This window comes from Sphingobacterium bovisgrunnientis (assembly GCF_009829085.1).
GTDB classification, from domain to species: domain Bacteria; phylum Bacteroidota; class Bacteroidia; order Sphingobacteriales; family Sphingobacteriaceae; genus Sphingobacterium; species Sphingobacterium bovisgrunnientis.
In genome coordinates this window covers 13,207-40,024 of record NZ_WUQY01000003.1, presented here as the reverse complement: position 1 = coordinate 40,024, position 26,818 = coordinate 13,207, and the positions used below count along the sequence as shown (strand labels likewise).

Annotated in this window: 37 protein-coding genes; 24 read left to right on the top strand and 13 right to left on the bottom strand. The window is 34.5% G+C overall.

The window, feature by feature from the left end:
* Positions 1–4 precede the first annotated feature (4 nt).
* The 22 genes from GOQ16_RS02555 to GOQ16_RS02450 all read left to right on the top strand — a co-directional run bounded on the left by GOQ16_RS02555 (position 5) and on the right by GOQ16_RS02450 (position 19,539).
* A complete protein-coding gene (locus GOQ16_RS02555; RefSeq protein ID WP_160067607.1) occupies positions 5–331 on the top strand; it encodes a DUF6706 family protein in 327 nt (108 codons plus the stop codon).
* Positions 328–666 (top strand): hypothetical protein, encoded by a 339-nt coding sequence (locus tag GOQ16_RS02550; protein WP_160067605.1) that lies wholly within the window; start codon positions 328–330, stop codon positions 664–666. Before GOQ16_RS02555 ends, GOQ16_RS02550 begins: the two co-directional genes overlap by 4 nt.
* Entirely contained in the window at positions 654–1,076 is a 423-nt protein-coding gene (locus tag GOQ16_RS02545) for a hypothetical protein (RefSeq protein ID WP_160067603.1), read from the top strand. Before GOQ16_RS02550 ends, GOQ16_RS02545 begins: the two co-directional genes overlap by 13 nt.
* Positions 1,073–1,495 carry a hypothetical protein gene (locus GOQ16_RS02540; protein WP_160067601.1) on the top strand — a complete coding sequence of 141 codons (423 nt, stop codon included), beginning with the start codon at positions 1,073–1,075 and terminating at the stop codon, positions 1,493–1,495. Before GOQ16_RS02545 ends, GOQ16_RS02540 begins: the two co-directional genes overlap by 4 nt.
* 2 nt (positions 1,496–1,497) lie before the next feature.
* Complete coding sequence (locus GOQ16_RS02535; RefSeq protein ID WP_160067599.1) at positions 1,498–2,013, top strand: phage tail tube protein; 516 nt, start codon at positions 1,498–1,500, stop codon at positions 2,011–2,013.
* Positions 2,014–2,168: 155 nt separating this feature from the next.
* A complete protein-coding gene (locus tag GOQ16_RS02530) occupies positions 2,169–2,765 on the top strand; it encodes a hypothetical protein (protein WP_160067597.1) in 597 nt (198 codons plus the stop codon).
* Positions 2,766–2,930: 165 nt separating this feature from the next.
* Positions 2,931–3,431 (top strand): hypothetical protein, encoded by a 501-nt coding sequence (locus tag GOQ16_RS02525; protein WP_160067595.1) that lies wholly within the window; start codon positions 2,931–2,933, stop codon positions 3,429–3,431.
* Positions 3,432–3,457: 26 nt separating this feature from the next.
* The gene (locus GOQ16_RS02520) at positions 3,458–3,631 is read left to right on the top strand and encodes a hypothetical protein (RefSeq protein ID WP_160067593.1); all 174 of its coding nucleotides are present in this window, start codon (positions 3,458–3,460) and stop codon (positions 3,629–3,631) included.
* Positions 3,632–8,287 (top strand): coiled-coil domain-containing protein, encoded by a 4,656-nt coding sequence (locus GOQ16_RS02515; RefSeq protein WP_160067591.1) that lies wholly within the window; start codon positions 3,632–3,634, stop codon positions 8,285–8,287. It begins immediately after the preceding gene.
* Complete coding sequence (locus GOQ16_RS02510) at positions 8,284–8,727, top strand: hypothetical protein (RefSeq protein ID WP_160067589.1); 444 nt, start codon at positions 8,284–8,286, stop codon at positions 8,725–8,727. Before GOQ16_RS02515 ends, GOQ16_RS02510 begins: the two co-directional genes overlap by 4 nt.
* Positions 8,728–10,746 (top strand): hypothetical protein, encoded by a 2,019-nt coding sequence (locus GOQ16_RS02505; protein ID WP_160067587.1) that lies wholly within the window; start codon positions 8,728–8,730, stop codon positions 10,744–10,746.
* Between the two features lie 13 nt (positions 10,747–10,759).
* On the top strand, positions 10,760–12,040 hold the full coding sequence (locus tag GOQ16_RS02500; protein ID WP_160067585.1) for a hypothetical protein: 1,281 nt from the start codon (positions 10,760–10,762) through the stop codon (positions 12,038–12,040).
* Positions 12,040–12,351, top strand: a complete 312-nt coding sequence (locus GOQ16_RS02495) for a hypothetical protein (RefSeq protein ID WP_160067583.1) — start codon at positions 12,040–12,042, stop codon at positions 12,349–12,351. The genes GOQ16_RS02500 and GOQ16_RS02495 overlap by 1 nt, the downstream gene beginning before the upstream one ends.
* Entirely contained in the window at positions 12,351–13,892 is a 1,542-nt protein-coding gene (locus GOQ16_RS02490; protein ID WP_160067581.1) for a phage head spike fiber domain-containing protein, read from the top strand. The genes GOQ16_RS02495 and GOQ16_RS02490 overlap by 1 nt, the downstream gene beginning before the upstream one ends.
* A 1-nt stretch (position 13,893) precedes the next feature.
* Positions 13,894–15,834 (top strand): hypothetical protein, encoded by a 1,941-nt coding sequence (locus GOQ16_RS02485; RefSeq protein ID WP_160067579.1) that lies wholly within the window; start codon positions 13,894–13,896, stop codon positions 15,832–15,834.
* A gap of 27 nt (positions 15,835–15,861) precedes the next feature.
* Positions 15,862–16,335, top strand: coding sequence for an N-acetylmuramoyl-L-alanine amidase (locus GOQ16_RS02480; RefSeq protein WP_160067577.1), 474 nt, complete (start codon positions 15,862–15,864; stop codon positions 16,333–16,335).
* Between the two features lie 5 nt (positions 16,336–16,340).
* Complete coding sequence (locus GOQ16_RS02475) at positions 16,341–16,772, top strand: hypothetical protein (protein ID WP_160067575.1); 432 nt, start codon at positions 16,341–16,343, stop codon at positions 16,770–16,772.
* Positions 16,729–17,229, top strand: a complete 501-nt coding sequence (locus tag GOQ16_RS02470; RefSeq protein WP_160067573.1) for a hypothetical protein — start codon at positions 16,729–16,731, stop codon at positions 17,227–17,229. Before GOQ16_RS02475 ends, GOQ16_RS02470 begins: the two co-directional genes overlap by 44 nt.
* Positions 17,230–17,291: 62 nt before the next feature.
* The gene (locus GOQ16_RS02465; protein ID WP_160067571.1) at positions 17,292–17,777 is read left to right on the top strand and encodes a hypothetical protein; all 486 of its coding nucleotides are present in this window, start codon (positions 17,292–17,294) and stop codon (positions 17,775–17,777) included.
* A gap of 77 nt (positions 17,778–17,854) precedes the next feature.
* On the top strand, positions 17,855–18,343 hold the full coding sequence (locus GOQ16_RS02460; RefSeq protein ID WP_160067569.1) for a hypothetical protein: 489 nt from the start codon (positions 17,855–17,857) through the stop codon (positions 18,341–18,343).
* A gap of 83 nt (positions 18,344–18,426) precedes the next feature.
* Entirely contained in the window at positions 18,427–18,708 is a 282-nt protein-coding gene (locus GOQ16_RS02455; RefSeq protein WP_160067567.1) for a hypothetical protein, read from the top strand.
* Between the two features lie 627 nt (positions 18,709–19,335).
* Positions 19,336–19,539, top strand: coding sequence for a hypothetical protein (locus tag GOQ16_RS02450; protein ID WP_160067565.1), 204 nt, complete (start codon positions 19,336–19,338; stop codon positions 19,537–19,539).
* 478 nt (positions 19,540–20,017) lie between these two features.
* Here the strand turns inward: GOQ16_RS02450 and GOQ16_RS02445 are convergent, their stop codons facing one another.
* Entirely contained in the window at positions 20,018–20,311 is a 294-nt protein-coding gene (locus tag GOQ16_RS02445) for a hypothetical protein (protein WP_160067563.1), read from the bottom strand.
* Positions 20,312–20,444: 133 nt separating this feature from the next.
* Here GOQ16_RS02445 and GOQ16_RS02440 point away from each other — a divergent pair, with 133 nt between their 5' ends.
* Complete coding sequence (locus GOQ16_RS02440; RefSeq protein ID WP_160067561.1) at positions 20,445–20,765, top strand: hypothetical protein; 321 nt, start codon at positions 20,445–20,447, stop codon at positions 20,763–20,765.
* 260 nt (positions 20,766–21,025) lie between these two features.
* On the opposite strand, the gene GOQ16_RS02435 is transcribed toward GOQ16_RS02440, so the two are convergent.
* From GOQ16_RS02435 to GOQ16_RS17515, 5 genes are all read right to left on the bottom strand, one after another.
* Positions 21,026–21,169 carry a hypothetical protein gene (locus GOQ16_RS02435; protein WP_160067559.1) on the bottom strand — a complete coding sequence of 48 codons (144 nt, stop codon included), beginning with the start codon at positions 21,167–21,169 and terminating at the stop codon, positions 21,026–21,028.
* 55 nt (positions 21,170–21,224) lie between these two features.
* Positions 21,225–21,413, bottom strand: coding sequence for a hypothetical protein (locus GOQ16_RS02430; protein WP_160067557.1), 189 nt, complete (start codon positions 21,411–21,413; stop codon positions 21,225–21,227).
* A gap of 211 nt (positions 21,414–21,624) precedes the next feature.
* A complete protein-coding gene (locus GOQ16_RS02425; RefSeq protein WP_160067555.1) occupies positions 21,625–22,731 on the bottom strand; it encodes an ISAs1 family transposase in 1,107 nt (368 codons plus the stop codon).
* A gap of 95 nt (positions 22,732–22,826) precedes the next feature.
* Positions 22,827–23,060, bottom strand: a complete 234-nt coding sequence (locus GOQ16_RS02420) for a hypothetical protein (protein WP_160067553.1) — start codon at positions 23,058–23,060, stop codon at positions 22,827–22,829.
* A 6-nt stretch (positions 23,061–23,066) separates the two neighbouring features.
* A complete protein-coding gene (locus GOQ16_RS17515; RefSeq protein WP_192922498.1) occupies positions 23,067–23,228 on the bottom strand; it encodes a hypothetical protein in 162 nt (53 codons plus the stop codon).
* Between the two features lie 21 nt (positions 23,229–23,249).
* On the opposite strand from GOQ16_RS17515, the gene GOQ16_RS02415 reads away from it, so the two are divergent.
* On the top strand, positions 23,250–23,453 hold the full coding sequence (locus GOQ16_RS02415) for a hypothetical protein (RefSeq protein WP_160067551.1): 204 nt from the start codon (positions 23,250–23,252) through the stop codon (positions 23,451–23,453).
* A 62-nt stretch (positions 23,454–23,515) separates the two neighbouring features.
* Here the strand turns inward: GOQ16_RS02415 and GOQ16_RS02410 are convergent, their stop codons facing one another.
* From GOQ16_RS02410 to GOQ16_RS02380, 7 genes are all read right to left on the bottom strand, one after another.
* Positions 23,516–23,719: a hypothetical protein gene (locus GOQ16_RS02410; RefSeq protein WP_160067549.1), complete on the bottom strand. Its 204-nt coding sequence runs from the start codon at positions 23,717–23,719 to the stop codon at positions 23,516–23,518.
* The gene (locus GOQ16_RS02405; protein WP_160067547.1) at positions 23,716–23,898 is read right to left on the bottom strand and encodes a hypothetical protein; all 183 of its coding nucleotides are present in this window, start codon (positions 23,896–23,898) and stop codon (positions 23,716–23,718) included. Before GOQ16_RS02405 ends, GOQ16_RS02410 begins: the two co-directional genes overlap by 4 nt.
* Positions 23,899–23,908: 10 nt before the next feature.
* On the bottom strand, positions 23,909–24,829 hold the full coding sequence (locus GOQ16_RS02400; protein WP_160067545.1) for an adenine nucleotide alpha hydrolase family protein: 921 nt from the start codon (positions 24,827–24,829) through the stop codon (positions 23,909–23,911).
* Positions 24,826–24,993, bottom strand: a complete 168-nt coding sequence (locus tag GOQ16_RS02395; RefSeq protein WP_160067543.1) for a hypothetical protein — start codon at positions 24,991–24,993, stop codon at positions 24,826–24,828. Before GOQ16_RS02395 ends, GOQ16_RS02400 begins: the two co-directional genes overlap by 4 nt.
* 259 nt (positions 24,994–25,252) lie before the next feature.
* Entirely contained in the window at positions 25,253–25,798 is a 546-nt protein-coding gene (locus GOQ16_RS02390; protein WP_160067541.1) for a hypothetical protein, read from the bottom strand.
* Between the two features lie 328 nt (positions 25,799–26,126).
* Entirely contained in the window at positions 26,127–26,480 is a 354-nt protein-coding gene (locus tag GOQ16_RS02385; protein ID WP_160067539.1) for a hypothetical protein, read from the bottom strand.
* A gap of 22 nt (positions 26,481–26,502) precedes the next feature.
* Positions 26,503–26,730 carry a helix-turn-helix transcriptional regulator gene (locus GOQ16_RS02380; protein ID WP_160067537.1) on the bottom strand — a complete coding sequence of 76 codons (228 nt, stop codon included), beginning with the start codon at positions 26,728–26,730 and terminating at the stop codon, positions 26,503–26,505.
* Positions 26,731–26,818: the final 88 nt, after the last annotated feature.

Here is a 26,818-nt window from a genome sequence, read left to right as displayed (position 1 = left end):
TGATATGAATATTAAAGAAGCCTTTCACAGTATAATTAAGCCTTTTGAAGTAGATGAAGAGGATGTAGAATTAGCGTTATTAAATGCTGGCCTTGACGGATCAGGTGAATATAACGCTAGTTTGCAATCTGCAGTTGAAAAAAGCACAATTGATTTAATGTTTCAAGTTATTTCGGTAACATCTGAATCAGAAAGTCAATACAGCACTTCGAGAGATGCAAAATTACTCCGTGAAAGGCTTCTTTTTTTTGCTCGTAAACACGGAAGAAAGGATATCACTAATGCGTTGAATCCTTCTGTTAAAGTGAAAAATATAAGCCGTATGCGATGATTAAAAGAAGAATCCATACGTTAAAGGCTACAATTAGCAGTTCTCAGGAGCCATACGAAGATGCCAACGGCAATATTATCTTTCCTGATGGAAGTAGTGAAGTTGTAGAAAGATCATGCAGAGCTGAAAGCAACACTCTTGATGGCCGTACGAAAGGTACTGACGTTTTCAATTTTGAATACAACTATTTAGTGTTTACGGACACAAAAATTAAAGAACTACCCTACTCTACTCCTGTTGAAATCACCATTGACAAAACTGGTGAAATATTTGGCAAAGGTGAGGTGGTGAAGTTTGAAAGAGGTCAAAGAGTAACACGTATATGGCTGAAATAAGGATTAAAGCATCTTTCAAAATGGCTGATGTAAAAAAGCATTTCAGTGACTACAAAAATCATATTAATGATCATGTGGTTGAAGTGTTGAAATCATTAGCAGACAACTCCGCTGAGAGTTTACGTAAGAACGCAGACTTCTTAAATCACACATTCAATCTTAGAAGCTCATTAGGCACTGTTGTTTTCCGTGATGGAAATATAGTCTACGAGAATTTTAAAGACGTTGGAGGTGATGATGGATACAAAAAAGGCAAAGCAGTTGCAGAGGCTAATATCCCCAAATCAGGCATAGGAATGATGTTAGTAGCCGGTGAAGATTACGCATTGTACGTCGAGGCTAAAAATAATAAATGGGTTATTTCTGGTAGCTCAATGGAGTTATCTAAAACATTACAAAAATTAATATGACAGCAGCGGAGGGATTAGATCATGTCTTTTTTATAATTTGGAATAGCACTCTTAAAACCAATATATCAGGAGCTGTAAGACGATACCTTAGGCCAACAAATAGCAATAACGAAGATGTAACTATCAATGTTCTAAATCCAATTGATTTTGAGCAGTTACAGGAAGGAATTTTCAACGTTAATGTTTTTGTGCCTAATCCTGAGTATTCAGCTACTGTAGATGGTAAAGCTGTAAGGTTGCGAGATCTTCCAAATCAACAAAGAATATCCGTTTTATCTGCCTTTTGTAATGTGGTCTTAAAATTCAATTACGACAAAACTAAGCATGTTTTATTGGAGCTTCAAACTCAAAACATACTACCTGAAAACGAGCAAACAATAATTAATAACAGAGTAAAATTAACTATCAAAAATCTATAAAGATGGCAGTAGAAAATTCAAGCTTAGGCTTACAATACATTGGTGTAGCAGATGTTACAGCCAATGCTGTTCCAACTGTTTATACAGAATTGGAAGACGCTGTAATTGATTCCGCAAGCGTTACAGAAAATGAACCAACTACGGAGGATATTAGAATTGAACAGAGACGCGGTATTTATCGGACTATCACTACAGAAGAAGGATCGACTGTTTTTGCTGTTCAATTATATGATGTATCAGTAGACAATTTAGAATTGCTTAAAGGCGGTACCGTTACAGCTCCTGCAGCAGGTAAAGGTAAGACTTGGTCTAATAAAGATTCTTCATTTGAAGTTAATAAAGCGGTTAAACTGGTTACTCTAGATGGATATAAGCTTTATATTCCAAATGGAAAAGTTGTAGCGTTAGTAACTTTCGCCTTAGCTAAATCAGGATTAGCAACAGTTTCATTAACTATTACAGCTCAAGACCACACAGAAGGATCTGTTTTATGGGAAGAGCCTGTATCTGGAGAATAAAATTTCTAATGATATTTGCTTAAAAAAAGTCTTTACATTAATTTGTAAAGGCTTTTTTGGTATCAATAAGTATCATAATATAACTTTCACACACGGTTGAGACAACATAATTTTACTTTTCATATATTTGATTAAAATTAATCTCAAATTAAATTATGAAAAAATATATCTTGATATTATTAGTAACCATAGTATCTTTTAAATCATACTCTCAGCAGGTTGTTATTAATCCTGAAGGTATTAACTTTACTAATGGAAAAAATGATATTATTATCGAAAATAATAAATTAGCAAAGGAGTCTATTAGTCAAATTGTTAAAAATGTAAAATCAAAGCATCAATCTCAATATATAAAAATTGATACTGAAGATGATGTTATAATCATAAATGATTTTATTCCAGGATATACAAAAACTGATAAAGCTGCAGGTAGTGCATATCTCTTAGATCTTTCGTATAAAATAACAGTAGATATTAAGGATAATAAATATCGTGTAAATGCACCAATAGTTAATATCTCAGCAAACCAAAAATATGATGGACACGCCGTTAGTGTTAACCAAGGTGTGCAATTTACAATAGAAATGGGTATAAAAGGCAAGAGGGATATGTGGAGTAATAGCGCAAAGAAACTATATATTTACGATGAAAAAGATAAACTTATTGAAAAAACAACAAAGGAAAAGCTTGAAAAGGACTTATCAAAAATATTAAACATCATTATTGATCAAAGCGACAAATCTGATTGGTAAATGGCTAAAAATTCAAATGTTTTAAAATATAAGCCTCTCATCGAGGCTTTTTCTTTTTTAAGCAACTAAAAAGGGTTAAAAAAACTTTAGCACCTTATTTTATTTGAAACTATTCCTTATTTCATTTTGAAGTTTCAATATTTGTGATTATATCATAAAATAATAATGGATATATCTCAAAAAGTAATATTCGGAGCATTTGCTGAAAAAAGTAAGGCGTTTGTTTTTAAGATCAGACCTAAAGATTGGAAAGATAAATTTCTTCAATTAGTTGGGTTGCAGCCTAAAGAACGAACTTTGTATGTTTCTCCTATTTGTTTAGGTGCAAGATCATTGTGTTCCACCTACATTAATAAATTATCTTTTGATAAATATTTAAATAATACTGTTTTCAGAGCTGGAACAGAACTAGCGGAACATGAGTCTAAAAACTTAATAATGTTTCTTGCTACTGTTTTATGGAATAAAAAAAGTACTCCTCCATCGTGGTTGATTGATTGTATTGAGCAAATGAATCAGGACGATTTAGATCAAGTAATTGAATTTGCATTTGAATCGTTAAACACACAGGCTTTTTTAAATTCTATCATCTCAATGACGGGGGTGAGCCTTCAAACGGACGAGATAATAGCGCCCGAAAAAGAAAGCCAGGAAAGTACAAAATAAACCATTGGGAGATAATAGGCAATGCTATGAAGTATTGGCGATTAACATACGATCAATGCCTCTGGAATATCTCATACCAAAATTTGATCATGCTAAATGCTAGCATTCCAGAATATGACGAAAAAGGCAATAAAGTAGAGGCTCCTAAAGAGGTATCAGGTAAAGATTTAGCATCGAGATTTAAGAAGAAAGTGAATTAAATGGCAACGGAACTAGAAGGAAAACCTTTAAAATTTACAGCAGTTTTTGAAAGTAAGGACGCTGAAATGAAGATGGATGAATTTTTGAAAAAAGTTCAGAACATCAATACTAAAGGTGTGAGTAATAATGCCGCCAAAGCTGTTAATCAATCTTCTGGTCAATACAAATCTATTCTAACTGATGTAACACAGTCATTCAATGATTTTGTCACCTCCAATGATCGTTTCTATTCAGCCATAGCTAAATCAGAATTAGCATTACGTAAAGTTAATGTTGAGCAAAATTATCTTAATGCTGAAATGCGTCGTGGACTAATTACCGACGAAGAATATATTCAAAAAAGTGCACAATTAGCTCAAGTTAGGGAGCGTTTAAGTGCTCAATTGAAAGATAATAAAGCTCAACTTCAACAATATAATTCAGTGGCCAGCACAAAGCCTAAATTCACACGTCAAGACACGTTAAACGAATTAGGATCTGCTCATGGAAATTTATCAGCATCCCCTAACCTATCGGCCACTGAAGCATTTGCTCGAGCGACTCAACAGAGTATTGATAAATTAAACGCTGAACTTCTTGAGTTAGATGCAAATTTGAAATCAGGAGCTATTACTAATGATCAATACGCTAAGAGTACTGCTGATATAAATAATAAGCTAAAGGAAGCACAATTAAATCAAGAGCATTTTAATCAAAATATTGGTAAAGGCTTCGCTCCTACCGAGGAAATATCAAAACAAAAAACTGTTTTAGATGCTGTATCATCTGAATATAAAGAGCTTATTAGCGAAGCTTCCAGTGCATTTCAATCGATCAGTCCAGAAGCACAGAAATTAACAAATAACCTTGTTGGCCTCCGGGAAGAAAACAGAAAACTTGTTTCTGCTCAAAAAGAACTAGATGAAGCATACAAACGAGGTGATATAACACTAAACCAATATCTTCAAGCTAGTCGTGATTTAGGGGTTCAACAAGGAGCGATTAAAACTCGTATTGCTGAAACTCGTAAAGAGATTTCTCAAATAGACGCTGCAGAGCGTAAAGCTATCGGTTCTATTGCTGAGAAAACAGCAAAACTAACTCAATTAAAACAGCGTTACGATCAACTTTCAGAAGCTCAAAGGAATAATATCAATGTTGGTGGAAAAATCCGTAAGGAGTATCAAGATTTAACCAAAGAGGTAAACAAACTTAATACGTCCTTATCTGGTACTAAAAGTGACGGTGTAGGCGCTCTTTTCTCATCTATACAAGGAATAGCCGGAGTAATGGGAATCGCCTTTGGTACTCAGCAATTAGTTTCTTTCGGTAAAGAGTTATTTAGCATTGCTCAGCGTGCTGAGGGTGTGGAATTAGCATTTGCTAGAATTGGTGATCCAACTGCTTTAGATAGACTCCGTGTCGCAACAAAAGGCACTGTATCCGATCTTGATTTAATGACTCAAGCGGTTCGTGCTGATAAGTTCCGTATACCAATGGATGTTTTAGCTAAAGGATTAGAGTTTGCACGTCGTAGAGCAAATGAAACTGGTCAAAGCATTGATTACCTTACAGAATCATTTGTTAACGGCTTAGGGCGTCAATCAAAGCTTATTTTAGATAATCTTGGTATCTCTACTATAGAGCTTTCAGAAGAAATTGAAAAAACTGGCAATTTTATGAAAGCAGTATCCAATATTATGGATAAAGATCTTTCTAGAGGAGGTCAGGTTATTGATATGCTTTCTGACAAGACAGACAGGTTAGCTGCAAGATGGGAAAATGTTAAAAAGAAGATATCAGACGCTATGCGTGCCTGGTTTTACACAGGTGCTGGCGGAGCTTCTCCCGAAGGTATAGAGAAACATGTTATTGCCTTAAACAAAGCATATGAAGGTTTTGATAACAGAAACTCAGAACAGCAAAAAAAGGTAATTAATCAAATTCAATCCGAATTAGATTTTGAAAAAAAACGTTCTCAATCCATTGCAAAAAGCATTGAACAGGAGTCAATTAAAAGATATGGAAAAGTAGATGCTGCTTTTGTTTCTACCTTATCTCAGCAAAAAGGCCTTGATAAAAGCTTAGAGAAACTTAATGCTTTAGAGGCTACTTTACTGAAATTTAAAGGTGCTAACGCGGAATTAGATAAACAGAATAGACAAAAACAAGGGATTTTCAATTTAGAAGAATTAGAGGAAAAACTATCAGGTGCGCAAACAGCTCTTAAAACAAGTGTTGACAAAAACGAACAGGCTAAACTTCGAAAAGAAATTGCTGGTTATCAAAAACAAATAGAAGCAATCAATGGTAAGTCGAGCAAAAAAGCAGATGCAGCTCAAAGAGAACAAGAACGCAAATTAGAACAAGCCAGACAAGCCTTAGAACGTGAACGTAAACTTCAGGGTGATATTGATACATTAGCAAATCAGTCTACACGTAATCAACTTAGTCGTAATGAGGAAGAAATAGCTTCAATTAAGGACAAATACGCTAAAATGAGTGAGGAGATACGCAAATTTTATGCTGATCCCAAGAATAAAGGCTTGAAAGTCGATGAAGGAAAGTTAAAGCAAGCGCAAGATTTTGAAATTAGCGAGGCCAAAACACGTCAGGAGGGCAATGATCTTCTTAAACAATTAAATGAACAACGTAAAATTTACGATGAGTATTACAGTTATTTAGAATCCACCTCAAAAGAAGAAGCTGATAAAAGATTTAAAGATGATTTACCATTAATTAATGGATTTATAGATAGGTTAAGAGCTGCAAAAATTCAATTTGCTTCTTTAGGAGATTTAGCATCCAACTCTTTTGATGGAGTCAGCGGAGCTTTAACACAAGCTCAAAAAGAAGTTAGTGACGGTATTGATGCTTTAGAAAAGGATGTTAATGATAAAAGAGTAGCTAACGAAAGAAATAGAATAGCTGAAGCTTTGCAGTTAGCTCAAGATTTCAATGCTGAAAGATTAAAAATCGAAAAAAAATATCAAGATGCTCGTGTTTCACTTGGTAAAGCCATAACTCCTGAAGAAGATAAGGAATTAACTCGTAAAGAAAATAAAGAGAAATCACAATTAGCAGTTACACAGCTACAAGAATCTGATGCATGGGCATCTTTGTTTTCAGATTTAGATAACAAAACGGTTAAGCAAATTGAAACGCTTATTGCAGAAATCGAAAAGCAATTCGATGATCTGTCAGTAAATTTTGACCCTATTGATCTTGCGGCCACTCGCAAAAAGCTTCAAGAAGCGAAAGATATTATCATTGACACTAATCCTTTCAAAGCTGTAGGTGTAGCTCTAAAGGGAATTTTCAAAGGAGCATCTGATGATAGTACAGAAAGTGCTGAAGAGATACGTCAACATTGGACCAATCTTTCTAAAGCAACAAATAAAAGTTTTGCATTCATCGAAAACGCTATTAACTCCGCTGAGTTTTTAGGTGACGCATTAGGGGAAACAGGAAAAAAAGCTATGTCGGTATTGTCGGGAGTTGCCATGACAGCCACAGCTGTTGCAACAGCTATTAAAAGCGCAGAGAAGGCAAGTGTAGTATTAGCCATTATTCAGGCTGCATTAGTTGCTATGCAAGCTGTATTCAGCTTTATTGATGGTGCAGCAAAACGACGTAATGAAGAACTTAAAAAAGAACAGGAATACTACAATGTTCTTTCCGATACATTCGATGTTCTGATTGAAAAGCAAAAGCAACTATTCGAGGAAAAGAATGGTAAAGGAGCATTAAAAGCTTATAGAGATGCATTAGACTTAATCGGTTCAAAGCAAGTTGCAAACCGTAAAAGTTTAGAGGCTTGGTTCGCGCAAGGTGCTAGTTGGAAAAGTCATTCCAATTGGTATAACTATGATAAGGAATTAGGTAATGTCTTAAGTAGACAAAAGTTACTCAATATGAGTGGTTCTGAATGGGAAAACCTACTTAGAAAACAACCAGAACTATGGGCGAAATTACCTGAGGAAGTACGAACATATGCTCAAAGTGTTATTGACGCTAAAGGAGAAACTGAAGATCTTAAAAAAGCAATTCAAGAAGCATTAACAGGAGTTTCATTAGATGATTTACGAGGTGAATTTGAAAATCTTGCTTCAATGGCTGATTTGACTTTCGAAGATATTTCAAAATCATTTTATAAGCATATGCAAAAAGCGGTTTTGCGTATGATTCAGGATGAGAAATTCTCAGCTGATATGCAGAGATGGTATGACAATTTACTTGCAGCTACAGAAGATGAAAACCTCACTCAGGATGAAGCGGATCTCTTAAAACAACAGTATCAATCAATTGCTGAGGCTCAAAATGCCAGATACAAAGCTATTATGGATGTTATAGGGTCACCAGCTGACTCTTCATCTGACACTACCATAGGAGGCAAGTTTAAAAGAGAAATCACCGAAAAAACAGGTGGTGAAATTGTAGGAATATTCAGAGCAGGGTATGATATCTGGAAACAACAATTAGTTGCAATACAAGCTCAGTCTGCAACAAATGTAAATATTCTTGCAATTGCCAACGAAAAGCTTATCGCATTGAACGCTATTCAGGTGAATACAGCCAATACAGTTCAAAGATTAGATGTTGCAGTAAAGCACTTAGATACTATTGTTAAAAACACTTCAAAAACAGGCAGATCAGCAGAAGGGATGGGATTATGATAGGATTCGCAAAGATTAATGGCCAAGATGCTTACACTACTTACGGTATCAGTTTTAGACCAGGAACATATGCTGAACTTTTAAAAGCCCCAAAACGTAAAGCTGGTTATGAATACAACTGGGGTGATGAAGATGGTATTGAAACAGATCCAGACGAAGAGCCAGTATTCGAAAGACAGACTTATAATCTTCCAATTTATTTGGAGGCAGATAACGAGGTCCAATTTTACAGCAGATATAACGCACTTAGAAATTTTCTTCTAAACGCTAAAGAATTCAATCTTGATTTCTTGAAAATGGCGAGAAGATTTAAGGTCCGATATGCTGATATGAGCTCTTTTCAAAACCTTACACGAATTAACGGAAATAATAAAGTTGGATGCTACATCACCATTCAATTAACAGACGATTACCCTACAGATACATTCGCAATAGTATAAATGGCAAAACTTAAAATATATAGAGATAATACAGAAATGGTGGAGGTTAACATCGGTGATGATACTATCCGTGAATCATATTTCATGGGTGACGATCGCATTCGCGTTAGCTTTTCCAATCCTGAGATAATCGATTTTTTGCCATATGACTACATTATCCATAACGGCAAAAAATACAGCATCAAAGGAAATGAAATGCCGTCGCGTAAAGAGTATGGTAAAAGAAGCTTTGATTATGATATCGTTTTCAAATCTCCTGAATACCGTATGCATGATATGCCATTGTCTCATTTGGGAGAATCCAAATTTGATTATTTCGGTACACCTAGTGAAATTCTTGCATTAGTTATTGATTGCATGTCGGTTATTGATGATGGCTTTGTACTGGAAATCGACGAGCCTGTAGATATCGAACCTCTTCATATTTACTTCGATAATGTGACGTGCAGACAAGCGGTTACTCAAGTATGTGAGTTATTTGGATTAGAATACAACTTCGATGGCCATGTACTATACGTAGGTAAATCCGTTGGTAATAGATTAGAAGGTATTACTTTTTCTCAAGGTAAAGGTAATGGACTTTATACACTAACTGAGGTTTCGGTACCAGACAGTCCGTTTGCAACTCGCTTCTATGGATTTGGAGGATCAGAGAATCTTCCTTTAGATTATAAAGAAGGAAGAAAAAACCTTGTGATGACAGGAAATTATGTGGAGCGTAATGTTAATCTATACGGTCTTATTGTTCAGAATATCTATTTCGAGGACGTGGTACCTACAAGAATAGGAACATTGACATCTGTATCCGCTGATTTCCTTACACTAACTGATTCAAGCTTAGATTTCGATTTAAACGATCAGCAGATTGAAGGCGCAAAGATTGTATTTATGTCGGGTGAACTTGGTGGTCAAGAGTTTGAAATAGCTTCTTATGATCATGCTACCAAAGCCATGCGAATCAATCGACTTGAGGAGACAGAGGGATACTTTTTACCGAATGAAACATTCTCTCCTAAGGCTGGCGATAAATATAAGCTTGTTGGCATTATTATGCCTGAATCGTATGTCACAGCAGCTGAAAATAAAGTTGCTGAAAAGACGATAGAATATGCTGAAAAGCATTCCCATCCTTCTGTTGGATTTGAACTTGAATTAGATGAATTGGAGCTACGAAGACGTGGTTTAGTTGGCGCGCTTAATGTTGGTACCTGGATTCATGTTGTATCGACTAAACTTAATGTTAATCGCTTCTTAAGAATTACGGAACTAAGCTATCCTATTGCGAATCCAAGTAAAGTCACAGCAAAGATTGCTGATGTTGTAAGCTACACTTTAGCTGAAAAGATCATTCGTGATGTAGCGGTCAATAAAATCACTTTGGGCAACGTTGAGCGCACTCAAAATGAGCAAAACAAGCTAATTGCAAAACGGACGAATGCACAGTTTATCACCTTAACAGGCGATCAGGTATTTACGTACTCCGACGATATCACCAAAGTAGTAGATAAAGAATCCATTACTCTTACAGCAGCTGAGTACAATTTCGTTGGTAAGCCTGAAGAGCGTAAATGGCAATATTTCTATAACAATGCTTGGGTTGATATTCCAGGAACATTTAATACGCTAACATTCACTCTTCATCATCAATCAGCTATTTGGCACGGTCTGGATTCTGTCCTAATTCGTTACAGCGTTGGAGACAAATATGATCAGATGACGATCATTAAAGTTTACAGTGGTGTGGGAGAATTGAAAGTGGTTGTGATCTCGGACTATGGCGACATTTTCATGAATGGGAATATCGATACCACGCTCAGAGCCTATGCTTATTGGGGCGGTGAAATGATCAACGATCAATTACCTGAAAATGCTTTCCAGTGGTATAGAATCTCAAACGATCGTAATGCTGATGAGCTTTGGAATTTCCATGAAGGTAAGGATAAAAAGGAAGTACACATTGACGAAACTGATGTGTATAAAAAAGCAGTTTTCGAATGTGAAGTAACAATTAATCTTTAAAAACAATTATACAATGGCAGTAATTAAAGCAAAAGGTCAGATCACCATTATCGACCAAAACGATGCAGTATCGTTTCAAGCATTCATCGGCTCAAATCAGCCGTTGACACAAATTTATTCACAGGATAACAACAGTTATTTACCAAGCTGGGCAGCATCCCCATTTTTGGTGTTGACACCTCAATTATTTATCTCAGGTATTCCAGGAGATAGTGCATCGGTAGCAGGAAGAATTAAACCAGGCTCAGCGCAATGGCGTAGAGATAATGTTCTTCTTACCAATACAGCTGATTATGTAATAAGCGCGGCAGCTCCTTACACGCTGACAGTAAAGAAAAATGATGTTACAGGTTCAGGTAACGTAAAATATACTTTTTCAGCAATCTTTGTTGATCCGAATAACGGAATGGAAACGCCATTTTCTGCAGTTATTTCTTTCAATACGGTACAGAATGCTGGATCGGGATTGCTTGCTGTAATCACAGCTGATCAAGGTACAATCTTTCAAAACGATCAAATAGCTTCATTAACCCTTACATGTGATTTATATAGAGCATCTGAGGTATTAGTGAACAATGTGCAATACAATTGGGGTAAACGCGACATGAAAGTATTTGCTCCAACAACTGCTACAGCAGCTGCAAATATTGGACAAAATACGATTACCCTTGCCAATGTCGCTAATGTTCAAGCAGGCTCGCAAATTAGAGCAGCTGGAGTAACTTACACAGCATTGAGCGTAAACTCTACTTCTAAAGTAGTTACACTTACAAGCAATCTAACTGCTGCAGTAGCTTCGGGAGCTGCTGTGACTTCACCTCACTATGATACAACATTTGGAGCAGGTTGGGCAAAGATTTCATCTGATCCCTATTTCAATGGTATTACAGGATTCAATGCCAAGACTCTTGTTATTCCAAATGCTGCAGTATTAAATCTTGAAGTATTTAAATGTCTTGCGAAGGATAATTCTACTGGGGCGTCTACTTCTGGGCAAACGGCTCAGGCAGTTGAGACATTGAATGATATGTCTGATCCTATTGACCTTAAAATATGGTCACCCGATGGTGATATAATTAAAAATGGATCAGGGACAATTCAATTAACTGTAGATGTTCGACGTGGTGGAGAATTAATTGATGTTGCGGGTACTGAATATACCTACACATGGGCTAAATATGATCAGAACGGTGATGCAGATGTTGCTTTTAGCAGAACTGGAAAATCAATCACAATATTACCAGCTGATGTGACCAACAAAGCAACTTTTGTGTGTACCCTAATGTCAGTATAATGGATCAATTATATTTCAAAACAACAAATAAGGAAGCCTTACTCAATGAGTTGGGGCTTCCATTAGATACACCAACATTCTACGATAGTGGAAATGGTTGGATTCTTCACTGGATTGGTAAAATTCCTCAATCAACAAAGGTAATAAACGAAGGCACGGAGGAAGAAGAAGAACTTGTCGAATGGCAAGAAGGTGAGTTCTTCAATGTGTATCTAAAAGGGCAAAACAACATGGATTTTTTCACAAAGTCGGTAAAGTCAGCAGTTCAGATTCTACCTGAACCGAACACACCGAATTATACATTACTATAATGGCTGGAATCGTAACATCAAATAAAACCAGAAAGTTAGTTGGTAATCGTCTCAAGGAGATTGATGTGCCAACAACAACATTAAATACAGCTTTATATTATGCTGATTTGACAGCTCAAGGAGCCTCTTATACTGATTCTCATGTGAATGCTGAATTAAATGCTTATCCGACAGTTGTTAAGAACAATGCTTCACTAGCTCTTACACCAAGTGCAAATAAAGCTGGTGTCGTATATGCTATGAATGGTGATAGTAAAACTTTAGAAGAGTTTGAATTTCAGCGCGGATCATCAGGAACATATTTCGATGCGAGTGGTGTTATGCAATTGGCTGCTGCTAATGTACCGCGAATCAATTTTGATGCTGGTATTTCTAAGGGGTTATTGATTGAGCCAGCTTCATCTAATTTGGTGTTATGGAGTGGTATGGGGAATTATGGGACATTCGGAGCATTTCTATTTGAGGACAGAGTAAGATGCAGTAATGTAACAGAGTCTGGATTATCTTGTGTTAAAATTAATGGGACTAGTCCCTCTTTACGTTTGGCTTCTATAGTTCTTAGTCCTAATAAAATGTATACATACTCTTTTTGGATTAAAGCAGCTACGGCTTTTACATTACAACTTAGGAACTTCGCTAGTGCTAGTAGTTATAATAACACGACTCATCCTATAACAACTAACTGGCAAAGAATAACTAAATCTTTTACTGTTCCAGCAGGTTCAAATAATGATATTCTTCATTTTTACAAAACAATTGTTTCTGAAAATCTTCCAGATTTATTTATCGCTGACATTCAACTCGAAGAAGGTCCAGTTGCTACTTCATATATTCCTACAACCACCGCTATTGCAACACGTTTAGCTGATAAAGTACTAAGTAAACGTCCAACTGCTGTTTTTAATAAAAACTCTATTAATGTTAAAACGGCAGAATGGCCAGCTACATGGATGGGTAATGGAATGGATAAGCTATCTATTTCAGGGAAAAATTTGTTAAAAAACAGTAATTCATCTACTCTTTTTACTGGCTTTGCGGGCTCAAGTGTTACAAGATATTCTAATATTGAAGTGCCTGAATGGGGGGCAAAAGATGCAAGCAGAATAGTAACTAGTGGAGGTACAGATGTTATACGTCTCGTTCAAAGTTTAACTATACCAGCATTAAATACTAAATCCAGCTTAAGCGGATGGTTCCGTAATAACGGCGCGTCAAACATAGCTATCCATAGTAACTTAGGTGCGTCATCAACTACATTAGCTCCTGGTGAAGCTAAAAAAATAGAATTTTTAGATATTTCAGGAAATGGATCAACATCTTTACAATTTCAAGCAAGAGTAACTAATGTTGCTGATGTATTAGACCTTATTTGGTGGAGACTTAAATTTGAAAATAAAAGTACTATAACAGCATGGCAACCAGCACCAGAAGATTACGTAAAAGTCGACGTAAATGGTAATATCGAGATCAGTTATACTGAACCTATCCACCTTCAGCAATTCTCTTTAATCAGTCGTGAATTAAAGCAAGAGGAGGTTTAAGATGTCAATTATTTGGAAGGTGTCCGCTAATCCTATTTACATTCTAACTAACAATGATGTGCCTGATTTGTCAAATGCGAAAGTCTCTGTTCAGTGCTATGAAGTTGATGATGATTCAGGAGTTGAAACGCCACTAGCGACTGGTTTTACAAATGCAATTGGTACGAATTGTACAGTTACTAGATCAGCAAATGTCGCTACGATTACAGGAGTATCAGCCAATAATGGATCAGTTGATTTATATGCGCAATCTGGAGTAAACTTTAGATTGTTTACTATACCATTTTTCTTGGTTAAGTTCATTGGAAAAGCTCAAATCACAATTTCTATTGTAGATGATGGATATACGATTAACTGTACACCTTCTAATATTGTTATACCTGCTAATGCGGATGGTTCTAATCCAATTCTAACTGGAGCAAAAACTCGCGTTTTATTGAGTAAAGCTGGAGTAAATATTCCTGTTACCATCACATCAATTGTGGCTACAGGGTGTACTGCAAGTCATGCTACCAATGAGGCTACGATAACAACTGTAAGTGCATTGACTGGCAATCTACAAATTCATTTCAAAGCAACGGGTGATCCGTATGAGTCTTATGTCAATGTTCCTTTTTCAGTTACTAAAAATGGGAATGATGGTTTACCTGGTAAAGATGGTTTATCAATAACTTTATCTAATGAAGCGCATACGCTTCCTGCAAATCATGATGGTTCGGTTAGCCAGGCTTCAATTGACACAGCGGTATGTTCTATAACGGTTCGTAGAGGGTCAATAGTACTTACTCCAGTTGCTGCAAATGCTACACCCGGAATAGGTCAGTTTAGATATAATGTTGATTTAGTGACGGGAGGAACTGCCTTACGTGTTAATAATAATTCATTTAAGCTTGCTACAATTTCTGCTAGTACTTGTGTTATCAAAGTATTGATTTATGCTGAATCACTAAATAACCCTATACAAAAGGAAATGGTGATCACTAAAGTAATTGGTTCTGATCCAACGGAGTTTGAAGAAGTAAGGGATATCTTTTACGGTTGGAAAGTGCCAGGCAAAGTAACAATCAACGGAGCAATGCTAGAAGCAGAATCTGTAAGGGCTGCAGCCATTATAGTTGAAAATTTATTCGCTAAACATTTTCAAACGAATAACATTGGTGCACGAACTACAATTAATGTTTTACCTATCGACGCAACCAATCCTACATCTAATGAGAATTATTATAAAGCAGATGCTATACGCCAATATCATCAAAGTGGAAGAATTTCTATGTATGAAGGTATAGTAACTGGTGTAGTCATAAAAGTTAATGGTATAAATAGAACTGTAGACGGGCATGCTAAAGTTGTTTTCAAGGATGAAGTAGGTTCTCCAATATTATACGTTGTTGACTCCTATACTCAGAATGGTGGTTTACAATATAACTCTGGAGCAGATACTGTTCAATATTTTCAGATTTCTGGACATAGGCTGATATCATCATCTTTAGGTGCTTCTGCATCAAATGCCGATTTAATTAATGTACTGTTTGCCCTAAACCCATCATCAAGTATATATACTCCAAGGTCCATGTGGTGTGGGTATTACGAATATACACAGTTTTACCTATACCTAGGTTTAAGTGCTGATTCAGGATCAGTGTGGAAGCGAGTAAGTACACATGAAGATACTATGTATGTTACAGCAAATAATGGTCTTACTCCAATTGCATCTGGGTGGTATTATAGATTGGGTGACGTAATGAGCGGTAGGAGCACCTATGAAGACGACAGAAAAATTGTTTTTAATCTTAATATTCAACTCTACTATATCAATTCGGGAGGTGAAGTTGGAGTAATTAAAAACCTAACAATAAATAATATTCAGTGGGATACAATTGAATCTGGCGGTAACACATGCGGAAGTGGGACTCCACAAATTCAAATTGATTCAATGCCATAAATAAGTTGGTCATAAAGAATAATCATCATGAAAGTAATTAAAAACAGATTAGAAGGTGTTGCTTTTAAGCCTACACCAAACAAAGGGGGAATAATTAAGCCAATATTCATTGTGATGCATTACGATGCAGCATCCAATTCAACTAGTGCCATTAATTGGATGACCAATCCAACAAGCCAAGTATCAGCACATATTCATATTTCGCGTGAAGGAGTGGTTACTCAGCTTGTTGAATTCAATGTGAAAGCGTGGCATGCAGGTAAATCGGAATGGAAAGGTTACAAAAACCTAAATGATCATTCTATTGGTATTGAGCTTCAAAACACAGGAAGTCAAGAATACACGGATATCCAAATTGTGAAAGCAATGGAAGTGTGTTTGTCAATTTGCGGAGCTTATCCAATTCAGGAAATTGTTGGTCACAGTGATATCGCACCAGGGAGAAAAGGAGATCCAGGAAAGCAATTTCCATGGGCAAAATTTAAATGCTTAGTAAAGTAAAATTGATGGAAAACTTTATACAAGAACATGTATTACCGAACCTGTGGGGGGCGGGGATCGGTTTAATCACTGCTATTTGGGTTTGGATTCGTTCACGGCCAAAAGAGAAAATTGAGAATGATGGCGGAATCGTTGAAAATGCCAAAAAGGTTCTTGAAATGTCGGAAGGTATAACCGAACGTTTAGAAAAGCAGCTTGAAGCATCAGACGGTATTATCGAGCAACTAAAGGAAAAACTTCGTATTGCTCTGGAAGAAGAGAACGCCTGTAAAAAAGCACTTAAAGCCATACGTGAAGAATTGGAACAATTTAGAAATCTATTCGAAGCCCAAAAGATCGAACTCGAAGGATTGAAAGAAGAATGTAAGCTACTCAGACTAACAATTGAAGCAAATGAAAAAACTGATACTATTAACGATAATCTGCACCTTAATTAGTGGGTGCGGATTATTCCGTAAAAAGACTAAGCAGGTTGATATTTCGAAATCGGAGCAAACTTCTGATGTACAATCAAAATTGGAGCTAGATTATTCAGATAAGAGTAAAACAGCTGAAGTAAATACAAGTCTTACAAGTGAGTTTGTAGTTAATGGCTATAAAGTTAAAGCTAAGGGCGTAAAGTTTAATGCTGATGGATCATTTACAGCTGATGAAGCAGAAATTGACGGACTTGCTCTGGCTGAGAAATCAAGGAAAGATAGTATTGCTCGATTTGTTGATTCAAATATTAAGTATGGTGAAATTGCGGAGGAGAGGGTTAAAACTAAAGATAAGCAATATGATAAGGATGTTGCTACACAATCTGAGCCAAGTGGAAAAGCTTTTGTTTGGGGAGCTGTAGGAGTATTGATAGTAGTTTTGGGGATAGGTTTATATTTTGGATTTAAGTATTAAAAAAGAATTTGGAAATTTATATGAAAATACGTAGACTTACTACAATTAATAACCTAAACGATATGTTTTCAAGTCTTCCTACTGATAATTTATACAAGTTTGGATTCGTAGGGAGTCTAGTTTTGTTGGTTTTTTTCATTAATATACTTAATAATAAAATTGAGAAACAGAAGGATTATAGCTTTCAAATTGATTTAAAAACTGTAGAGTTAGATGTAAAATATGAGTCTATAACAACAAAGGCAAATCTAATCGCAGAAATATCCAATTCAAATATCGATAGTTTAACTACAATCAGATTAACAACTCAGCTAGAAAACCTTGAAAACGAAAAATCAAAATTAGATGTTGAAAAAAACATCAATAAAAAGCACGTTGAAGAATATAATGGAAAACTAGAAAGCCTTTCAATATCCAAAATAATATATGGAATTCTAATATTAATTTCCTCTATTTCGCTAGTTGTTTTTGGAAGGTTGTGGTATAAAAAGGTGCAATTTTTTGAGGATCAGATTTTAAAGGATAAATTAAATAAAAAAGAATTATAATGTTGATGATGTGCTCCAATCCGCGATGTAGATTTGTCTTTAATTCAGGCATTTCGGCTCAAAATATGATCGTAAAAATGTCAGGTAACATAATTTCTTGTCCACGATGCAGGACAAAAAATGATTTATCAGGTGAATTCCAATTTGATAATAAAGGTAATGCGACATTAATTAATGGATTAAAAAGCTTATCTAAAGAACAGTTATTATCACTATTAAATATTGCAAGTATAACTAAAGATCATGATCATTCGAAAAAAGAATTTATAGAGAATTTAAGTGCTTTAGGAGCGCCTGTAATAAATGTTATAACTGAAGAGCTTGAAAAGAATAATAATTTTAAGTTATTTATCCTGGCATTGATATTTTATATTTCAATAGCGTTAAATTTTAAAAATAATATTGCTCAAACTCTTACATTAAATACGAAGCCAAAAATTGAAAATCCAATTAAAAAATCATTAGATAAAAAATCTTCGAAAAATTATTCTGAAGCTGATTCAGCTATGAATAAAGCTAGAAGAGCACTTAGAAATCATCAAAGGAGTAATAAAAGCCTAGACTAATCATCTAGGCTTTCTGTTATAAAATATCTTTTTTTGTTGTTGACTGTCAAATTAATACCTTTGATTATAACCTACCATGAATTATGGAAGCCAAAACATCAAAATATACAAAATCAGAATTAGTACAGATAAAAGAAAGGTTAACTATTCTGTATAATGATATTTTAAATATGGATAATGATCTTGATTATAAAATGATTTTTCCAAGGATTTTAAATGAGAGTGACGCCATTTGTGAATTTACATATTTTCATTATCCTGATGTTCATTGGAATATGGATATAGAAGCTTGTAATGATTTTGGCTTAGGTGAATTGTTTATAGCGTTAAATAATATAGAAGAAGCAATATTAAATGTGGATTAAACCTATTCATTCTGTTTTAGTCTTTCTATTACTCTTTTTCGAACATCTATTAAATCCTGATTTAATTTGTCTCTCTCCAATCTTTTACGCCAAATATAAAGTATAATAACTATTGCTACCATTAAACAGTAAGTTGCTAAGCGAAATTGATCCTCTGGGTTGTTTAGGTCAAAAAGATTATTAATGTCCATCATTATTAATATTGGTTAATCAAATATAACGAACTGAATTCACATAATTCTAGTGAATTATTATTTCATAAAACAATATTAAATCACAAGTGTTATAGATTAGGTTTTAGTACAGCAAAATAAAGTTAAATGTTTAGCCTGCCTATCCCTAAGGGCAGGCTTTACTCAAATTAAACTAAGTCATAAGATTACACTCATATTTTAATCGAATAAGTTTTAGCATACCCTTTTTTAAAATAAATAAGCCCACTTATTACAAGCGGGCTCGTTGGAGATCGTATTATATTTTGATATATACGTACTATGAGAACCAATAGTTTATTATTTAGTTCATTTTATTTTAATATAAATGTTTTAATTTCAGGTCGTTGCAATAAACTCGTGAATTCAACGTATTTATTATAGATTCAGTTACATCATATAATTAAACTTAGTTATGGAAATAAATAATAATAAAGACTATGATGGTAAAGGGATATCATCCCAAAAGTATTTGCTCCAAGATAAAAGTGTAATAAAATCTGTCGTGTATATTAATGCCGCAAAAAACAACTTAAATTATTTTTTAAAATATTTTCTGAACGAAAAAGAAATATCAAGAGAAATATTTGATCAGTATAAAATGTCTTTAAATAATTAATATCTCTCATCAACCAAATTAAATTTTTCTGGTTATTATTTTGGTTTGTAATTCATCAATACATAATTGATCGAAGATTGAGCCTGCCAACTGGGACGTGGAAGGCTTTATTTCGTACTTTGAGCTATAAACTTTCCAATATTATAACCAAAGAAATAACATGCAGCAATAAAGATTATAACCGCGCCAATTATTATATATTTCTCTTTAATTTTCATGTATCTAAAATATAAAAACCTACCCAAATAAATGAGTAGGTTATCCTTTATTAATTTATGAAAAATCACCTATGTGATATATAAACGTTAAATAGATTATTTTATTACAGAGTGTTGTTAAAAACCTTTTCTTTAATTTTTTGTTTCAATTATAGGATAAATCGAATAAAGTAATTGGAAGAGTCTATCTGTAATGGGTAGACTTTTCCTTATTGAAGTCTTAAAATCACACCCCTATTTTTAATCGAATAAACTTTAGCCTACTCATTATCGGGTAGGCTTCTTCCAGATCCAGATGTCAAATATTTATTATGGACAAATCTAGTATAAAACCAAGATAGATCGTGAAGCTCTTTATCATTAGCAGCGTAGGATTCGAATTCTTTGCGTGAAAGATGTTTTACTTCAAGGCTAAGAGCATCCAAAGCATCATCACGCAGATGACGAGCTTGTAAGTTTTTGATTGGATCTTTACACTCGTTGAGCACTACTAGTATTTTATCTATCCATTCTTTCATATAGACAAAACTAAACAACTTGAATATTGTTTTCAAGTAAGGATGCTGAATACAGGAGTATCAGATTTAGAGCATTTACTTAAAGGAAGTGATGACGAATTGCTGCAGTTCAACTAATCTTCCCAGTTTATTCAGTACTTAAAAATCACATTATTTTAATCTTTATGCTATGGAAACTAAAAATGATATAATTGCAAAACTTGACGAATTAACCACTAATGTTAAGAAAGCAATAACAGGGGGAGACCTGTATATTAGCTTTAAAAACTACCGAGATACGATATTAGAATACTGGCCTGAAGGTTTGGAAGATCTACAAGGATGGAAAGGAGAAATGGATTTAACCTTAGAAAAGCTTGAAAATATGAGGGACGAAAAAATCAATTCATCAAGCAATGATCTATCTAGTTTAAAAAAAGACGCCGAAGAGGTAATGAAAAATTGTAATATCAAATTCGAAATCTTTTTCAAAAAGACCGATGTAAGTTAGATAGACTGCTCATTTTTCAAGACAAAAGCCTAACGGTTAGGTTAGGCTTGAAATGTCTAAATATCATCTATTTTTTATTCTTCTCTCAATTATATTTAATATAATTATGCAAATTAAAACTAATAATGTAACAATAAATCCATATATACCCTTTGATTCTTTACCAACAAAAAGCAAATTGTAAAAACCTATCAGTATACAAATTATTGCTATTGCTATAATTATTTTGCGGACAATTTTTAGATTCATATCCAAATATACTAAACAGTTTCAAACCAAAACCTAACTTCAATCTCTTTTTCTTCTAGTAATCCGTAACGCTTTGCAAATTTGTATTGGGTGCTATCTCTATTCAATGAGGTAATGAATCCTCCTATGATTTTGCGGAAAGATTCTAAAAACATAGAGCTCTTTAAGATATTGCAACTGGGGCATGAGGGATAGTAGTTTTATTTAAATTTAGGTTTTTAGTATAATTCGAATTTTTTCACCAAGTGGAGTAATATAAATATTTAAATATGAATTAGATTTACCATTATGGTAAATATCCTCATTTACCAATTCCATACCAACAAATCCTACCGCTAGTAATGGCCCGCCATCAAATAACTCGAAAGATGGTGATCCTAGAAAGTAATCTATATCCATTTTAGGAATTTGATTTATACCTTTTGTAGCACTATTGAAGTCAAATTCATCAATTTCTCCTAATATGAATGATATAAATAACTTGCCTATTAATTTAGATTTATACTCATCATCTGCTTTATCTAAGATAAAAACAAGTTGTTTAGAGACTCTGTAATTAAATTTTTTATCATTTTGTGTTTTTGTTACAAATTCTGCAGGGTCAACGCATTTAAATTAGGTTTACCAGAGTTAGGAGGAATTTATTATCCCATCCTGCCTTTAGCCTTTTTGTTACCAGTGACCCCTTAGATCTATCCTTTTTTAGGGTATTAAGGGCTATTTTTCGGATATAGGAGAAGTTATTGGCAGCATTCTTACTTCTTTTTCGTTGCCTATCCTCGTCAAATACCATGTCCAGGCTCCAATGTAGTTTATTTTCTATGCCCCAATGTTGTCGTATAAATTTATTGAACTCCGTTGAACTGGCGTCCAAGCTGCTAATATAATAACGAACTTCCTTCGTTATCTTTTGATTAATCTGGCGACTTGAAGTTATTTTGACTATCGACTTTAGTCCTTTCCAGAAAATACGGTCATCTACGAAGTCCAATTTGGTAATTACCTCGCACGTTCTGGTTTCGATCCGACCATGTCCTTTCTCCATAATCGTATCACTACAGCAAGGCGACTGCTGGGAAAATCGTCCTTGGATCTGATCCAATAAATCATGTTGGTTACCTTTTACCGCAAGAATATAATCAGCTTTGTCTTCTATAATCTTTTCTGCAATATCAGTCTGTGTGCCGATTGCATCGATGGTGATTATACTGCCTTCAATATCCAGCAACCTCAAAAGCTGTGGAATTGCGGTAATCTCATTACTTTTCTCATCGACCTTGATTTGACCCAGAACCAGTTCATTATCAGCAGCCCAGGCGCTTACCATGTGAATAGGGCTTTGGCCACGAAAGCTGTCTTTGGAGCCTCTGATACACTTCCCGTCAATACTAATCACCTCCTTTTTTATTCTGTCATCCTTTATTTCTTCGACCCATTTCACAAAGAGTTCCTCAAAAATTTTGGGACGGAGATTGGAAAAGACTCGATTAATCGTATCGTGAGAGGGTATCCCGTTTGGCAATTTCAAGAATGTGCGAAGAAAGCCTATCTTCGTTTTACCAAACTCTTCGATCGAATTCCATGATTCCGCACCGCAAATCACAGCAAGGATGGAAAGGATAATCACGTCACTCAAACCGTGTTTTTTATTGCGAGCCATACGATAATCGGGAATATTCTCAAAATAACGATGAAGGGAAGTTTTTTCGGTTTTCATGCCAGAAAGATACTCCTTCAATAGAGGCTATCGAACCATTTCTTTTCAACAAGAAGCCAACAAAATGTGAATACAGCTACGAATTTTTATCGCTATTATGCGTTAACCCTGACAAATTCTGAGATTTTACTTTTATCAATATTATTTAATTCTGATAAGAATGCTCTAATTTTTAATGAGAGCATTTTATCTGAAATACTATTGATTATATTAGATATGGAAAATAATGTTGATACAATAGGAATATCCCTAACTATACTTTGTTCAATGAGCTGGTCAATTCCAACCTCTCCTAATTCTTTTATAATTGATAAAATATCTTTTTCCATTAATTGTTATATAAGAAAATCCTTTTTTGAATTTAGTAAATTAAATTTACTTAAAAAACCCTCAATACGATCAGCGTGCCAACGATCTCCAAGAAGGTCGCCACAATAAGCGCAACGACCTTGATATTTTTCTTTTAGGATATTACGCTGATTTTTATTAAGTTTCATAAAATAACTCTATATTTAATTATGAGTAATATATTGTATAATGGTGCTGAATATGATGTTGTTAAGACATCAGATAATCCTTTGCAGTTTGAGGTAGCCTTTGACTCGCATGGTAAGACAAAATTCCAAAGATTAGGAGGAGATTGGTCTATAGTTAATGGAGCAGATTATCTACCTAATCAATCTTCAATTGATGAAATTGGAAAAATTTTGGAAGAAATATGATTGTTTTATTTAATGAGCCAATTAACTAACCTAATCGGCTCATATCATTAAATACTGTGATATTATCGATTATCACTCATTTCATTATTAATTGAAGGCAATACCACCAGCTCATTATTTATCCTATCATACACATTGAGAAACGTAGTAATAGAGCTGTATATCCTTTCTACTTCTATTGCATCCATTCTTTTAGCAAAGGCTACTTCTTCAATGATGAAGCCGTAGCCGTCTATTAGTTCTACTATGTGGATTGAGTCGGTCATTTTCTTGCTTCTTTTAATACCTTATCTATTCTTAAATAAACTCTTGCAATAGTATCGTGCATTTCATAATTACTTGTAGTCAGCGTGCCCTCCTCTGTTCTTAAAAGTGGTTTTATTTCCTCTTGGATGTGCATCAAATGCTCTACCAGTTCTATTATTATTTCATCTGCATGTTTCATGTTCTATTGTTTAAGCAGACCAGCATTCGCAAGGGAATAGGTCTTGATTCATTTGTTTTGTGTATTTTTTCGCTGACTTCCAGAATTTACCAAAAGGTATATTCTCATTAGCTGGAACGCCTGCTTTATACATTAACTCGAAATCTTTTTCTAAATCCTTTAACCATACACCTTTGGCAATAATTGCGTGACCAATAATTGCTTCTGTTTCTTTAGCTTCTTCGAAAATATGTCCAGCATGAACGTAAACACAATACCAATGTTGTTTTCCAGCTTTTAGGCATCCTAAGCAATTCGCGTGCTTCCAAATACTATAAGTGTTTGGTGGTAGTATTCCAATTTCCAGAGTGCTTTCAATAGTCCTTATATCGTTAGATGTATCTCTGTATTTTTCTACCATTGCAATTGTAGAAAATTGTTTTCCTTGACTTGTAAAGTATTCAACCAGCAATGAGTATAGATAGCTTCCCCATACAGCTAGAGGATAATCAGACATAATTTCAATGTCATTAAGTATTGATTTTCTCCGCTCTACTCGGTGAAGCTCGTTATCATCAAATCCATAGTAAACAATGCAATCTTTATTAGGGAAATTCTTAGCTAAGTAATCGTAGAATGGCTTTGTTTTAAGCTCATATGTGCAAAATTCTGGACTATTAGTACCTTTAAAGCCTTTTTTACGGATAGCAATTTCAAACTGACTGGGTATTTCTTTTTCATCATCAATGCCTTCATAGTTTGCGTAAGTAATTGGTAATCCTAAATAATCAGCGACCTCGCGTTTAAATCTCTTAATATCTTCAACCTCATATCTTGGATTGATATTATGGTTCAATAGAATGACGTTTTCTTTGCCATATTTTCTAACAACTTCAATCGCTACTAGTGCGGAGCTATGACCTCCAGAATAACATATTATGTGCTTCATCATTCAAACATTTTTATCTGTTTACAAGGTTTGTTTAATTCTTCTTCTTGCTTCATCGCTTCTAATTTCCTTTTTGCAAGAGCGATTACTTCTAGCTTTTCCTCAGTTGTTAAATCAAACTCACTGAGGAATGCTATTATTTGGTTTGCCTGCTCGGTTGGTGTCATAATTCGAAAATGGTTGAGTAAATTTTTAACTACAGAAACTTTTTAATTTATTGTTTGTTAATCTCTAACTAACAGCGAAAATCTATTTTTGCACCAATTAAAACTTCAACTTATGAGAGCAAATATTACTATCACTAATGTTTTGGCAATTATTGTTTTTATACTAGGATTGTCAGCTATTTACTTAATACTCCTTAATGTTTTGGTAGAATATCCGTGGTTAGTCTGGTGGTAGGGATTCATTAGTTAGTTTCTCCTTTCAGTTTGTTAATCTTTTACCAACAACCGTAGTTGTATAACTAGGCGACAAATGTATTTCTACTTCAAAAGAACCTTCACACACATCGCAATCATTTATTGAATTATCACTAACAAAGTCTGAGTCGTATTCAGTACCGCAATGAGGACAAGTCGGATTGTCTGTGTAAAATGTGTCATGGTCTTTTCCATTGAGCTTTTTGAACGCACTTTGTCTAGCTTCAAGCTTTTTAAAATCATGGCAAGAAGGGCAAGTCCATCCATGGCCACCGCCCCAAACTGAACCTTCAATTTCCTTTCGTGAAATTCCACAACAAGAACATACATTATGCTTATCACATTCAATGTAGCTATAGCCCCTAGGCTTACCTATACATTCGTTACAACCACTTACCCAATACCATTCACCGTCGATAAGCTCTGCATACATAGCTTGATCTGTATCGTGAGTAAGTACAACATCAGCATTGTCATTAGAGATAAAAGACCTATCATTCGGTTTTTGCTCTCTGAATAATTGAGTAGGTCCTGATCTGACTCTTTGCATTGTAGGGGTTAATCTTTTGTCGTTTATTAAAGTCTTATACATTACTTAGTTTCTCCTTTCAGTTTTATATTTTTTATTTAATTTAGATTGATGGACGAAAATCAACTTGTCGGACTATTATTAGGTTGCTCCTGTATTCTTGTAGCTTTTCTAGTTCGTATTCTAGTAAAAAGAGACACGTATCGTGTAAAGAGATTTTTTTATAAACTATTAATACTAGGTTTATCCATTATCATCCTTGCTCTTTACGATAGGTTTATTAAATAGATTTTAAGTACTGGCAATTCTCCCTTACTTGGGTATCTTTTTATAAATACTGTTTGCTCTTTCATTCCGTAATATTTGAATTGATTAATAATTCGATTTCGTCCTCCAAGTTTTGAGCATCGGTTGTGTAGTCGTCAAATTCACTACCTATAGTGCAGTCAGGATGTACAGACATTGAACGCCTCAGTTTACCTATCATTGACTTAGCTTCTTTCAAAGCATCCACCAGCTCTGCATTCTTCTCTCTCAATACCATTATCTCGGTTGATAAAACATCCTGAATTGCATCAGCTTCAATACTGTTATAGTCTTCTACAGCCTGATTGTATCCTGCTAAATAGTGGATTTTTGGACTAAGCTCTTTTGTTAAATGTTTGCCGTATTCAATTGCGCGAGCGATTCCGTTCTTTTTCATAATGTGAGATTTTGGGGTTTTATTAGTTCCAAACAACATTCTTTTCTATAATGTCATTAATTGACACTTGAAGAAGATGACTTATTTTTATCAGTGTTTCAACTTTAGGAAATGATCGTCTTTCTTCCCACGATCCAATGACACATCTATTTACATCTAGGCTATTAGACAATTGTTCCTGTGTCAAAGATTTTGTCTTTCTATAGGAAATAATGTTTTTTGCGAATGTATTTCTTATATCGATTTCCATAATAAATTTGAATTAAATCCACTAGCAACAAAATAGCTTTGTTGCTGAATGGATGATTTAATATGTCAAGTATTATATGCTTTTTTGA

Excerpts from the sequence above, each read along its gene's own strand:
- GOQ16_RS02555 (WP_160067607.1), top strand. The coding sequence starts at position 5 with ATGAATATTAAAGAAGCCTTTCACAGTATAATTAAGCCTTTTGAAGTA.
- GOQ16_RS02550 (WP_160067605.1), top strand. The coding sequence starts at position 328 with ATGATTAAAAGAAGAATCCATACGTTAAAGGCTACAATTAGCAGTTCT.
- GOQ16_RS02545 (WP_160067603.1), top strand. The coding sequence starts at position 654 with ATGGCTGAAATAAGGATTAAAGCATCTTTCAAAATGGCTGATGTAAAA.
- GOQ16_RS02540 (WP_160067601.1), top strand. The coding sequence starts at position 1,073 with ATGACAGCAGCGGAGGGATTAGATCATGTCTTTTTTATAATTTGGAAT.
- GOQ16_RS02535 (WP_160067599.1), top strand. The coding sequence starts at position 1,498 with ATGGCAGTAGAAAATTCAAGCTTAGGCTTACAATACATTGGTGTAGCA.
- GOQ16_RS02530 (WP_160067597.1), top strand. The coding sequence starts at position 2,169 with ATGAAAAAATATATCTTGATATTATTAGTAACCATAGTATCTTTTAAA.
- GOQ16_RS02525 (WP_160067595.1), top strand. The coding sequence starts at position 2,931 with ATGGATATATCTCAAAAAGTAATATTCGGAGCATTTGCTGAAAAAAGT.
- GOQ16_RS02520 (WP_160067593.1), top strand. The coding sequence starts at position 3,458 with ATGAAGTATTGGCGATTAACATACGATCAATGCCTCTGGAATATCTCA.
- GOQ16_RS02515 (WP_160067591.1), top strand. The coding sequence starts at position 3,632 with ATGGCAACGGAACTAGAAGGAAAACCTTTAAAATTTACAGCAGTTTTT.
- GOQ16_RS02510 (WP_160067589.1), top strand. The coding sequence starts at position 8,284 with ATGATAGGATTCGCAAAGATTAATGGCCAAGATGCTTACACTACTTAC.
- GOQ16_RS02505 (WP_160067587.1), top strand. The coding sequence starts at position 8,728 with ATGGCAAAACTTAAAATATATAGAGATAATACAGAAATGGTGGAGGTT.
- GOQ16_RS02500 (WP_160067585.1), top strand. The coding sequence starts at position 10,760 with ATGGCAGTAATTAAAGCAAAAGGTCAGATCACCATTATCGACCAAAAC.
- GOQ16_RS02495 (WP_160067583.1), top strand. The coding sequence starts at position 12,040 with ATGGATCAATTATATTTCAAAACAACAAATAAGGAAGCCTTACTCAAT.
- GOQ16_RS02490 (WP_160067581.1), top strand. The coding sequence starts at position 12,351 with ATGGCTGGAATCGTAACATCAAATAAAACCAGAAAGTTAGTTGGTAAT.
- GOQ16_RS02485 (WP_160067579.1), top strand. The coding sequence starts at position 13,894 with ATGTCAATTATTTGGAAGGTGTCCGCTAATCCTATTTACATTCTAACT.
- GOQ16_RS02480 (WP_160067577.1), top strand. The coding sequence starts at position 15,862 with ATGAAAGTAATTAAAAACAGATTAGAAGGTGTTGCTTTTAAGCCTACA.
- GOQ16_RS02475 (WP_160067575.1), top strand. The coding sequence starts at position 16,341 with ATGGAAAACTTTATACAAGAACATGTATTACCGAACCTGTGGGGGGCG.
- GOQ16_RS02470 (WP_160067573.1), top strand. The coding sequence starts at position 16,729 with ATGAAAAAACTGATACTATTAACGATAATCTGCACCTTAATTAGTGGG.
- GOQ16_RS02465 (WP_160067571.1), top strand. The coding sequence starts at position 17,292 with ATGTTTTCAAGTCTTCCTACTGATAATTTATACAAGTTTGGATTCGTA.
- GOQ16_RS02460 (WP_160067569.1), top strand. The coding sequence starts at position 17,855 with ATGTCAGGTAACATAATTTCTTGTCCACGATGCAGGACAAAAAATGAT.
- GOQ16_RS02455 (WP_160067567.1), top strand. The coding sequence starts at position 18,427 with ATGGAAGCCAAAACATCAAAATATACAAAATCAGAATTAGTACAGATA.
- GOQ16_RS02450 (WP_160067565.1), top strand. The coding sequence starts at position 19,336 with ATGGAAATAAATAATAATAAAGACTATGATGGTAAAGGGATATCATCC.
- GOQ16_RS02440 (WP_160067561.1), top strand. The coding sequence starts at position 20,445 with ATGGAAACTAAAAATGATATAATTGCAAAACTTGACGAATTAACCACT.
- GOQ16_RS02435 (WP_160067559.1), bottom strand. The coding sequence starts at position 21,169 with ATGTTTTTAGAATCTTTCCGCAAAATCATAGGAGGATTCATTACCTCA.
- GOQ16_RS02430 (WP_160067557.1), bottom strand. The coding sequence starts at position 21,413 with ATGGATATAGATTACTTTCTAGGATCACCATCTTTCGAGTTATTTGAT.
- GOQ16_RS02425 (WP_160067555.1), bottom strand. The coding sequence starts at position 22,731 with ATGAAAACCGAAAAAACTTCCCTTCATCGTTATTTTGAGAATATTCCC.
- GOQ16_RS02420 (WP_160067553.1), bottom strand. The coding sequence starts at position 23,060 with ATGGAAAAAGATATTTTATCAATTATAAAAGAATTAGGAGAGGTTGGA.
- GOQ16_RS17515 (WP_192922498.1), bottom strand. The coding sequence starts at position 23,228 with ATGAAACTTAATAAAAATCAGCGTAATATCCTAAAAGAAAAATATCAA.
- GOQ16_RS02415 (WP_160067551.1), top strand. The coding sequence starts at position 23,250 with ATGAGTAATATATTGTATAATGGTGCTGAATATGATGTTGTTAAGACA.
- GOQ16_RS02410 (WP_160067549.1), bottom strand. The coding sequence starts at position 23,719 with ATGACCGACTCAATCCACATAGTAGAACTAATAGACGGCTACGGCTTC.
- GOQ16_RS02405 (WP_160067547.1), bottom strand. The coding sequence starts at position 23,898 with ATGAAACATGCAGATGAAATAATAATAGAACTGGTAGAGCATTTGATG.
- GOQ16_RS02400 (WP_160067545.1), bottom strand. The coding sequence starts at position 24,829 with ATGATGAAGCACATAATATGTTATTCTGGAGGTCATAGCTCCGCACTA.
- GOQ16_RS02395 (WP_160067543.1), bottom strand. The coding sequence starts at position 24,993 with ATGACACCAACCGAGCAGGCAAACCAAATAATAGCATTCCTCAGTGAG.
- GOQ16_RS02390 (WP_160067541.1), bottom strand. The coding sequence starts at position 25,798 with ATGCAAAGAGTCAGATCAGGACCTACTCAATTATTCAGAGAGCAAAAA.
- GOQ16_RS02385 (WP_160067539.1), bottom strand. The coding sequence starts at position 26,480 with ATGAAAAAGAACGGAATCGCTCGCGCAATTGAATACGGCAAACATTTA.
- GOQ16_RS02380 (WP_160067537.1), bottom strand. The coding sequence starts at position 26,730 with ATGGAAATCGATATAAGAAATACATTCGCAAAAAACATTATTTCCTAT.